Genomic DNA, 10,104 nt, shown 5'->3' on the forward strand with positions numbered 1-10,104 from the left:
AACATTCTTTCACCTTATATAAGATGCATAATAAATACTTGTTATGGAGATAAAACATGTCTATATTCACAAGCACAGAAATTGGAAGCCCTGCCAATCAGGCCAGCCAGCGCGCTATCCGAAATGGATGGATGGCATCTATCTTTCATGTGATTTTGGCATTTTCCTATGGAGGTTTTTATCAACCTACATGGTTAACAGGAAACATGATTGAAGGTGTTGTTTTCGCGGTCATGGCCTTAACCGTCCCAATCACAATGGCAGTCATAGGCATAACCAGTTACAAATTGCACTATCGTAAGTTAATGCAAGAACAAACCAAATTAAATGATCCGCTGTTTCAACCTGAAACTCTGGTTGCTGCGGAATAAAAAAGAGACAAGATGCGCCTTACCCAGTTTACAGATTATGCTTACCGTGCCCTGATTTATCTTGCGATGCGACCTGATGAACTTTGTACAGTTCAGGAAATTTCGGATTGTTACAAGCTGTCCAAAAATCATTTAATGAAGGTTATCCAGAAACTCGGTCAAACAGGATTTGTTGAGACGATTCGTGGAAAAGGTGGTGGTTTACGCCTAGCGCACCCAGCTTCTGAAATCAATATTGGCGCTGTTGCCCGTGCTATGGAAGGCCCATTATGTGTCGTTGAATGTATGGGAGATAACTCCGCCTGTAAAATTGAAAGCGGTTGTATATTGAAATCTGCCCTAACACGCGCCGCAAACGCTTTTTTCAACATTTTAGATGAATATAGCTTAGAAGATATTACCAAACGCAAAAGCGAACTTGGTCGTCTTTTGTTTACTGACGCAGCTTAAGGATATGAAGATGACTGCAACATTCATGGATCACAAAGAAATCAACGACCAAACCATTAAGATTCTGGTAGATCATTTCTATGGGAAAATCTTAGAAGATGAATTAGTAGGGCCACTTTTCAAACGTCATATAGGCGACACACTCGATCAATGGGGCGATCACTTATTAACCATGTATCGCTTTTGGGCATCTGTCATGAATGGTACAGGACAATATAAAGGGAGCCCACATATGGTTCATAGCCGTTTCGCACATGAAGCAGAATCAGAGTTCTTCCAACGCTGGCTCAGCCTATGGTTTGAAAGCTGTGACGAAATCTTTGCCTCAAATGCGGCTGATAAGTTTAAGAAGAAGGCTGAAATGATTGCTAAAAGCCTCCACTATACGATGTTTGATGACAAATTACCCGAAGGCTACATTCCCCAACCACAATCTGCTGCCTAAATTTCATTCATTGAACTACGGACGCTTCTTGAACAGTTTCCGACGACTGAAACGGTTCAATTTGCGCAGCTTTCTCGGCGTCATACATCTTATCCAACTCGGCTTTAGCAATATTGAATGACTTAAGCTGTTGTTTGTTCAACTTCTTACCTGTTGGTAATTTAACAGAAAGTGGATTCACCGCACGACCATTTTTATGCACTTCAAAGTGAAGATGATTTCCTGTCGATCGGCCTGTTGTCCCCACATATCCAATCACTTGTCGCTGCCTTACGCGCTTACCATTGCTAATTCCTTTGGCAATATTATGCATATGCGCATAAGCTGTCTTATAAGTGCCATTATGTCGAATACGCACATATTTGCCAAAACTACCGTTCCAACCAGCGATCTCAATCACACCATCGCCTGCTGCATAAATTGGTGTCCCACGCGGAGCAGCAAAATCAGTCCCTTTATGTAATTTTGTATATCCTAAAACAGGATGCTTACGATTGCCAAAACCAGACGAAATGCGCGCGCCATCAATCGGTGTTCTTAACAATGCCTTACGAACTGATTGCCCTTTTGAGGTATAGTAATCCGCAAATTCATTTTTTGGTTTAAAACGGTAGTATTTATGATGATCACCGCTCAGTGTCATCTCAGCCACCAAAATTTTACCTGTTTCGATTTCACGTCCGGCTTCATCTTGTAAAGATTCATACATAAGGGCAAAACTATCCCCTTTTTGTATCTCACGCTGGAAGTCCACGTCAAAACTGAAGATATTTATTAAATCCGCCAATACACGTGAAGGAATGCCAGCTGTCGTCGCAGCAACATATAAACTGCTATCGATAACACCATTGCTAACCTTTAAGGTCATACTAAGAGGCACTTCTTCTACAACAGTTTCAAAACTACCGTCTGTTTGCCTTGTGGAAATTACCTTGCGCTTTTGATCCGGCTCCAATGTAAATTCTTCAAGAATCGGTCCTTCATCTCCTTCGATCAAACGAATCGATGTTTTTTGACCTGGGCGTAACTTCCGAACAGAAAAAACCTTATTAAAACTTCTCGTCGCAAGATGCGTATCACGCTGGCTGGCACCGGCCGCAACCATAATATTTGCTAAAGTATCGCCTGATTTTATCTCCCCAAGAATAACCGTATCCACGGCTTCTAGTGGCCCCTCCTCAATCACTTCTACAACTGGAGCCGGCTGGACAATCTCAACTTCCGGAATTGCAACTTCTTCAACTTTCCCTTCCCAAATATCCGTCCAAACACCAAGCCCTGCTAGGATAAACATTCCAATAGCACTTCCAAAAGCAGCTGCACCAATCAGGCGTGCCTTATCTACATTCGCAGTGGCAAGTGGGTTTTTATGAGATTTTCCAGCAAAGGGTTTAAAACGTTTTATTCCCTTAACACCTTTTTGTTTTTCTTGACCATGCGTCGTTTCACCTAATTCCGGGAAACTTTCCTGCATTTCTTCGTCAAGATCTTGAAAAGGATCATTCAACTGGATGGAGCGACCGCCTTGTCCTAGGCGTTTTTTCCAAAAATTAACAATCTTACTTTTCATTATCTTTTATTCTTTATCTAGAAGTTCAAATGCCGGAAATATGACAATAAATCTGATTAATCAGGTTATAGACTGGCTCGCAAGGGCAGTCCATCCCCCAAATTATTCAGAAGAAGTTAGATATTTTTATACGACATAATATGGCGAGAATAAGACGAACCCTTACCTCAAACTTCATATTAAGGATTTTTTTCACTTTTGTAACAGCGTTTCATCAAACTGTAACATTTATTCAATAAAAGAGTCGCAGATAAACGATAAAAAATCACCCACATGTTCTTCCAGGGGTCTAAAATTCTGGATTCATGTGAAAGTTTGAAACCGGTTCAACGCATCCTACATTTTACCGCGACGAACCACTCCAAAATTCAGGATAATGATTATGAAATCTTTGATGAAATCTGTTGCAGCTGCTGCTCTTGGCTTTGTTGCTGTTTCTGGCGTTGCTGAAGCACGCGACCAAATCCACATTGTTGGTTCTTCTACAGTATTCCCATTTGCAACAGCAGTTGCAGAAAACTTCGGTAAATCCACAGACTTCAAAACACCAGTTGTTGAATCCACAGGTTCCGGCGGTGGCTTGAAATTGTTCTGCGCAGGTATCGGCGTTCAACATCCAGACATCACAAACGCTTCTCGTCGTATTAAATCTTCCGAAGTTAAAAAATGTGCCGATAATGGCATTACAGACATCGTAGAAGTTAAAGTAGGTTACGACGGTATCGTTATCGGTAACGCAAAATCTGCTCCACAATTGTCTTTGACAAAGAAACAAATTTTCTTGGCTTTGGCGAAAGAAATCCCAGATGGTAACGGTGGCTATGTTGCTAACCCTTACATGAAATGGTCCGATATCGACGCATCTTTGCCAAACACAAAAATCGAAGTGTTGGGTCCCCCTCCAACCTCTGGTACACGTGATGCATTCGTTGAATTAGCAATGGAAGGTGGCGCGAAGAAAATTGACGTTCTTAAAGCTCTTCGTAAATCCGACAAAAAAGCATTCAAAGCAGTTGCACATTCAATCCGTGAAGATGGTGCATTTGTAGAAGCTGGTGAAAACGACAACTTGATCGTTCAAAAACTAGAAGCTAACCCGAATGCATTCGGTATCTTCGGTTTCTCTTTCTTGGATCAAAACTCTGACAAAATCCAAGGTTCTAAAGTTGGTGGTAACGAGCCAACATTTGAGAATATCGCAGATGGTAAATACGGCGTATCCCGTTCCCTATACTTCTATGTGAAAAAAGCACATGTAGGTGTAATCCCAGGTGTGCAAGAATATTTGACAGAATTCACATCTGACGATGCTTGGGGTGACGAAGGTTACCTAACAGACCGCGGTTTGATCCCAATGCCAACTGAAGAGCGTGAAGCTTACAAAGCGGCAGCAATGGGCCTAACAAACTTATCCATGTAATTCAGCTTACATGATCGGTTAAGAAATGTTGGCGGGCCCTACAGATACTGTAGAGCCCGCCCTTTCTTTCCCACCAATTTTTTATTTTATCATTTTTGATATTTCGGCGGTTTTAAATGACAAGTACAATTTTAGCAGTTTTGTTGGTGGTGATCTTTGTCTTCGCCTTCAGCAGCGGCAAAAAACGTGTCAAAAAACTGGCAGGTGAAACAAAGATTCACTCTTTGCCGGGTTATTACGGTGTATATGCCGTGATGTATGCAGCAATCCCTGCTTTTCTTCTATGGGCTGGCTGGACACTTTTTGAACCTTCTATCATCAAAAACATTGTCTTAGATCCAATCGTTACAGCATCTCCAAATTTAGAAGCTAATCAGATCGGTCTTATTTATAATGACATCCTAAATCTAGTTGCAGGTCGCGGTAATATTTCCCAAGCCGCACCAGAAATTGTGACAGCTGTTGAAGCCTATAAAAGCCTAAAAGGCACCAGCCAATTAGCTGCACTTGTATTGGTTCTCGCAATTGCAGTCATCGCATTAAAAGTTGCCCATGGAAAAATCAACCCAGATTTCCGTGCACGTCAAGCTGTTGAACGTATCGTAATGATCTTGTTAATCACAAGTTCTTGCATTGCGATCTTAACCACCGTCGGTATTGTTTTGTCTTTGATCGTTGAGGCGAGCCGCTTCTTTGCTAAAGTACCATTTTATGAGTTTCTCTTTGGTCTGGAATGGAGCCCACAAACAGCTTTACGTGCTGACCAAGTAGGGTCCAGTGGTAGTTTTGGTGCTATTCCAGTATTTGCCGGTACACTTCTTATCAGTTTTATTGCAATGGTCGTTGCCGCCCCGATTGGATTGTTTTCAGCAATTTATATGTCTGAATATGCCTCTTCCAAAGTGCGGTCCGTAGTAAAACCACTTTTGGAAATCCTCGCAGGTATCCCCACAGTTGTTTATGGCTTCTTTGCCGCCTTGACCGTTGCGCCATTCTTACGTGACACAGGGGCAAATCTTGGTATCGGCATTTCCAGTGAAAGTGCTTTAGCAGCGGGTTTGGTGATGGGAATTATGGATTATTCCTTTCGTATCTTCCCTGTCTGATGATGTGATTTCTGCGGTACCAAACTCATTGCGCGAAGGATCATATGGTTTAGGGGCAACGCGTTCCGAAACGATTAAAAGTGTTATCCTACCTGCAGCATTACCGGGTATTGTAGGCTCGCTTCTTTTGGCCGCAAGTCGTGCCATTGGTGAAACCATGATTGTAGTGATGGCCGCCGGTCTTGCTGCAAACCTTACTGCCAATCCCTTTGCTGCGGTAACAACCGTAACCGTACAAATTGTGACTTTGTTAGTCGGTGACCAAGAATTCGACAGCCCTAAAACCTTAGCCGCTTTTGCCCTTGGGTTAATGCTGTTCTTTATCACCCTTATTTTAAACATCGTGGCGCTGCGCGTCGTACGCAAATATCGTGAGCAATATGACTGATACAACACCAAATGCTGTTCCTCCCAAGTCTGTGACCACGGCGAGTTCCGAACGTGTCGCAGCAACTTTGGCAAAACGTCATGCAGCCGAAAAACGATTTCGCATGTATGGCATCGGTGCCATTGGCTTAGCCTTAACCTTTCTGGTAATTCTGTTTGGTAGCATTATAACCCAAGGTTATTCTGCATTTTGGCAAACAGAAATACGTCTGGATGTTCATATTGACGAAGGTGAATTTGCCTCTGGTGAATATGCGGATATCCGTCAAGCAAGCTTTAACAAAATGCTCCGCGCTTCTTTGCGTGAAGTTTTTCCAGATGTGACAAGCCGTAAAGATAAAAAAGAGCTCTATAAGATCATATCGTCAGGCGCAAAATACGAATTGCAAAATATGGTTGTTGAAAATCCAGATTTGATTGGCACCACCGTATCATTCTGGATGGCAGCATCTGACGATGTAGATATGTTAAACAAAGGTTATATAGACCGCAGTTTACCAGAATCAGATCGCCGTCTATCTAACTTCAGCATCGGTTTGGTAGATACTTTAGTTGAAAAAGGCGATTTGAAATCAGCATTCAATACACGCTTCTTCAGCAACGCAGATAGTCGCGAACCTGAACAAGCTGGTATCTGGGGTGCGGCGATCGGGTCTTTCTGGACATTAATGGTCACCTTGCTTCTTTCTTTCCCAATCGGTGTTGCTGCTGCGATTTATTTGGAAGAATTCGCCCCAAAAAATAAATGGACTGACTTGATTGAGGTTAACATTAATAACCTTGCTGCGGTACCTTCTATTGTCTTTGGTTTGTTAGGTCTTGCCCTCTTCTTGAACTGGTTCAACTTACCGCGTTCTGCACCAATCGTTGGTGGTATGGTTTTGACGCTAATGACATTACCAACCATTATCATTGCTTCCCGCGCCGCACTGAAAGCTGTTCCACCGTCAATTCGTGAAGCTGCTCTTGGGATGGGGGCTAGCCGTCTACAAGTTGTAACTCATCATGTATTACCACTGGCAATGCCAGGCATGCTAACAGGGACAATCATCGGTATGGCGCAGGCTCTAGGTGAAACAGCTCCGTTGTTAATGATCGGGATGGTTGCCTTTATCGCAGATATTCCAGGAGGCCCAACCGATCCTGCAACGGCGTTACCGGTACAGATTTATCTTTGGGCGGATAGTCCAGAACGTGCCTTTGTAGAACGCACAAGTGCAGCGATCATGGTCTTGTTAGGTTTCTTAATCTTCATGAACCTTGCAGCTGTTTTACTTCGCAAGAAATTTGAACGTCGTTGGTAAGTCAAAACCAGTGTATAATTGAGCCAGTTTTTTAGAAAGTGACATCAAAAATGTCAGGAATTAACATGAAAAATCTAGAGCAATCCGAAGTCGTTAATTACCCAGCAGATCGTGCGATCAAAATGCAGGGAAAAGACGTAAAAGTATTCTATGGTGAGAAACAAGCGTTATTTGATGTCAACATCGACATCTATGACCGTGAGGTGACTGCGCTTATCGGGCCATCTGGCTGCGGCAAATCCACTTTCTTACGCTGCTTAAATCGTATGAATGACACAGTAGATATCTGTCGCATCGAAGGTAAAATCACCGTGGATGGCGAAGATATCTATGAAAGGTCAGTCGATCCCGTTCACCTTCGCGCCCGTGTCGGAATGGTTTTCCAAAAGCCAAACCCATTTCCGAAATCCATCTTCGACAATGTAGCATACGGTCCAAAAATCCACGGTTTGGTGGATAACAAAACCGATCTTGAAGAAATTGTTGAAACATCTTTGCGTAAAGCATCCATCTGGGATGAAGTAAAAGACCGCCTTGATGCACCGGGGACAGGCCTTTCAGGTGGTCAACAACAACGTCTATGTATCGCACGCGCCATCGCCGTTCGCCCAGAAGTGATCTTGATGGATGAGCCATGTTCCGCGCTTGATCCAATTGCAACAGCCAAGATTGAAGAACTTATTCATGAATTGCGCGAAAACTTCACCATCGCCATCGTAACCCATTCCATGCAGCAGGCCGCACGTGTTTCACAACGTACTGCCTTCTTCCATCTGGGTCATCTGGTTGAAATGGGTGAAACAGATCAAATCTTTACCAACCCTGAAGACGAACGTACCCAAGGGTATATCACAGGCCGCTTTGGTTAAGCTGCATTTTAACATAGGATTAAAGTAAATGAATACGACAGTCGGTTCAGACCATATTGTTACAGCTTATGACCAGGATTTGGATGAGTTGTATCGCCTAATCAGCCAAATGTCTGGTTTGGTGGAAACCCAATTTGCAAATTCTTTGAAAGCGGTAGATTCCCGCGATGAAGAGTTGGCCTTAAAAGTAAAACAACGCGACAAAGAAATCGATCAACTAGAATCAGATGTTGATGCCGCTGCGATCCGTTTAATTGCCCTACGCCAACCAATGGCAGATGATTTGCGTTTCATTATTTCGGCTATGAAAGCAGCTTCTGATATCGAACGCATCGGTGATTATGCAAAAAATATTGGTAAACGTACATTGGTGATGAGCCAATTCCCTGCCATGCCAGTCATGAAAAGTGTGGTACGTATGGGTCAATCCGTGCAAACACAGCTTCGCGATATTTTCGACGCCTTCCTTGCGGGAGACGAGGAAAAAGCGATGCAGGTATGGGAAAAAGATGAAGATATTGATGCTCACTATACCAGCCTGTTCCGTGAAATCTTAACCTACATGATGGAAGATCCACGTAATATCACAGCGGCATCTCATCTGATGTTTGTTGCAAAGAACATCGAGCGCGTTGGTGATTTGGCAACAAATATTGCAGAATCAATTTATTTCACAAAAACAGGTGAATCATTGGCAGATCGTCCTAAGGCAGATGCTTCCAAATATGAATCACTGGATTAAAATAAACCTTTTAATCCATTCAGAAGACTAAGACAAAAGACGGATAACGACTATGAGCCAAGGCAAAATTCTAATCATCGAAGATGAAGCCGCAGTAGTAACTTTGTTAAAATATAATTTGGAGAAATCCGGTTATGAGGTAACAGCTGCGATGGATGGTGAGGAAGGCCTCATTATGGTGGAAGAAGAACAACCAGACCTTCTATTAGTGGATTGGATGCTTCCGCATGTATCAGGGGTAGAAATTTGCCGCCGCTTGCGTCGTAATCCAGATCATAAGAATTTGCCAATCATCATGTTAACAGCGCGTGGCGAAGAATCCGATACGGTACGGGGCCTTGAATCAGGTGCAGATGATTATATGGTGAAACCTTTCTCCCCAAGTGAATTGCAAGCACGTATTCAAGCCGTTCTTCGTCGGGCACGCCCATCTCTTGCCGCAGATAACTTAAGCGTGGGTGGCTTATTGATGGATTTGGTTTCCTTACGTGTTTATCGCGATGACACAGAAATCAAATTAGGCCCAACCGAGTTCAAATTACTACGTCACTTCATGGAAAATCCAGGTCGTGTTTATTCCCGTGAACAGTTACTGGATATGGTTTGGGGGCGTGATGTCTATGTGGAAACACGTACGGTTGATGTTCATATTCGTCGTCTTCGTAAAAACCTGAATGACGGTGGATTGCCGGACCTGATCCGTACTGTGCGTTCCGCAGGTTATTCTTTGGATGATAGCAAAGTTTAAGACTAAGTTTACAGTTAAAAATCAAAGGCAGGAGGTAAATTTTCATTTACCTCCTGTTTTTATCTGGAAAACTCGCCAAAGCGTGATTATCCTGCTTTGTCATAAGGATAACTCACAAAGGTTTTAGACTTGTCTTCACCATATTTGACAATTGTTACCAAGAAACTAGGCGCGCTTAGTGATGATATGCGCCTTTATTTCGACCGCGTGATCAACAATGTGGAAACTTTAAAAGCGTTTCAACATCGCGAAAACCTTGCCTATATTATCCTGTCACAAGCCATTGATACCGCCCCAAAAGAATTAACCAAGACGGTGCCGGAACAGGCCTATACCACACATCTGGCACGTTATCTTCACGAACATGAAGATCATCATGCCCGTTTAATGCATTCAAGTCAGTTTCTGGTTAATCCAACGGGCGTAGGTCAAGAAATAGCCGCTGGTTTTATTGCTATTATCGCTGAAGATATGTTGCAACAATATGCCATGGGCACGTTAGAAATAGATGAACCAGAAACCTACGCTTTCCGCTGGCCCTTCTATTCCGAAACAGATTTTCCGTATGAAGATAAATCCGCGGAGGAAACCGCAGAAGAGGCGGCAATACTAGATCGTCTTGAAGCGACTCTTGCAAAAATCCAAGCGGAAAAAGATAAGAAATAAATTTGGAAACCGATGACCTAAAGGAT

Annotated in this window: 10 protein-coding genes and 1 pseudogene; 10 read left to right on the forward strand and 1 reads right to left on the reverse strand. The window is 43.0% G+C overall.

Annotation, left to right across the window (positions count from 1 at the left end):
* Positions 1 to 56 precede the first annotated feature (56 nt).
* The 3 genes from E1160_RS02495 to E1160_RS02505 are packed head-to-tail and all read left to right on the forward strand — an operon-like array spanning position 57 to position 1,266.
* Positions 57 to 371, forward strand: a complete 315-nt coding sequence (locus tag E1160_RS02495; RefSeq protein WP_155153415.1) for a hypothetical protein — start codon at positions 57 to 59, stop codon at positions 369 to 371.
* A gap of 12 nt (positions 372 to 383) precedes the next feature.
* Positions 384 to 821 carry an Rrf2 family transcriptional regulator gene (locus E1160_RS02500; protein ID WP_155153416.1) on the forward strand — a complete coding sequence of 146 codons (438 nt, stop codon included), beginning with the start codon at positions 384 to 386 and terminating at the stop codon, positions 819 to 821.
* A 10-nt stretch (positions 822 to 831) separates the two neighbouring features.
* A complete protein-coding gene (locus E1160_RS02505) occupies positions 832 to 1,266 on the forward strand; it encodes a group III truncated hemoglobin (RefSeq protein WP_155153417.1) in 435 nt (144 codons plus the stop codon).
* A 7-nt stretch (positions 1,267 to 1,273) separates the two neighbouring features.
* Here E1160_RS02505 and E1160_RS02510 read toward each other — a convergent pair whose 3' ends face one another.
* Positions 1,274 to 2,836, reverse strand: coding sequence for a M23 family metallopeptidase (locus E1160_RS02510; RefSeq protein WP_155153418.1), 1,563 nt, complete (start codon positions 2,834 to 2,836; stop codon positions 1,274 to 1,276).
* Positions 2,837 to 3,218: 382 nt separating this feature from the next.
* Between E1160_RS02510 and E1160_RS02515 the strand changes: the two genes are divergently transcribed.
* The 7 genes and pseudogenes from E1160_RS02515 to E1160_RS02545 all read left to right on the forward strand — a co-directional run bounded on the left by E1160_RS02515 (position 3,219) and on the right by E1160_RS02545 (position 10,078).
* Positions 3,219 to 4,256 (forward strand): PstS family phosphate ABC transporter substrate-binding protein, encoded by a 1,038-nt coding sequence (locus E1160_RS02515; protein ID WP_407923884.1) that lies wholly within the window; start codon positions 3,219 to 3,221, stop codon positions 4,254 to 4,256.
* A gap of 116 nt (positions 4,257 to 4,372) precedes the next feature.
* Positions 4,373 to 5,750: pseudogene (pstC, locus tag E1160_RS02520) on the forward strand (phosphate ABC transporter permease subunit PstC).
* A complete protein-coding gene (gene pstA / locus E1160_RS02525) occupies positions 5,743 to 7,053 on the forward strand; it encodes a phosphate ABC transporter permease PstA (protein ID WP_155153420.1) in 1,311 nt (436 codons plus the stop codon). The pseudogene pstC and the gene pstA overlap by 8 nt, the downstream one beginning before the upstream one ends.
* Positions 7,054 to 7,118: 65 nt before the next feature.
* Positions 7,119 to 7,922 (forward strand): phosphate ABC transporter ATP-binding protein PstB, encoded by an 804-nt coding sequence (gene pstB, locus E1160_RS02530; protein ID WP_328597110.1) that lies wholly within the window; start codon positions 7,119 to 7,121, stop codon positions 7,920 to 7,922.
* A gap of 28 nt (positions 7,923 to 7,950) precedes the next feature.
* A complete protein-coding gene (gene phoU, locus E1160_RS02535) occupies positions 7,951 to 8,664 on the forward strand; it encodes a phosphate signaling complex protein PhoU (protein WP_155153422.1) in 714 nt (237 codons plus the stop codon).
* 52 nt (positions 8,665 to 8,716) lie between these two features.
* The gene (phoB, locus tag E1160_RS02540) at positions 8,717 to 9,412 is read left to right on the forward strand and encodes a phosphate regulon transcriptional regulator PhoB (protein ID WP_155153423.1); all 696 of its coding nucleotides are present in this window, start codon (positions 8,717 to 8,719) and stop codon (positions 9,410 to 9,412) included.
* 129 nt (positions 9,413 to 9,541) lie between these two features.
* Complete coding sequence (locus tag E1160_RS02545; RefSeq protein WP_155153424.1) at positions 9,542 to 10,078, forward strand: hypothetical protein; 537 nt, start codon at positions 9,542 to 9,544, stop codon at positions 10,076 to 10,078.
* Positions 10,079 to 10,104 lie beyond the last annotated feature (26 nt).

It is taken from the genome of Curvivirga aplysinae (genome assembly GCF_009711445.1).
Classification (GTDB): Bacteria; Pseudomonadota; Alphaproteobacteria; order UBA8366; family Aestuariispiraceae; genus Curvivirga; species Curvivirga aplysinae.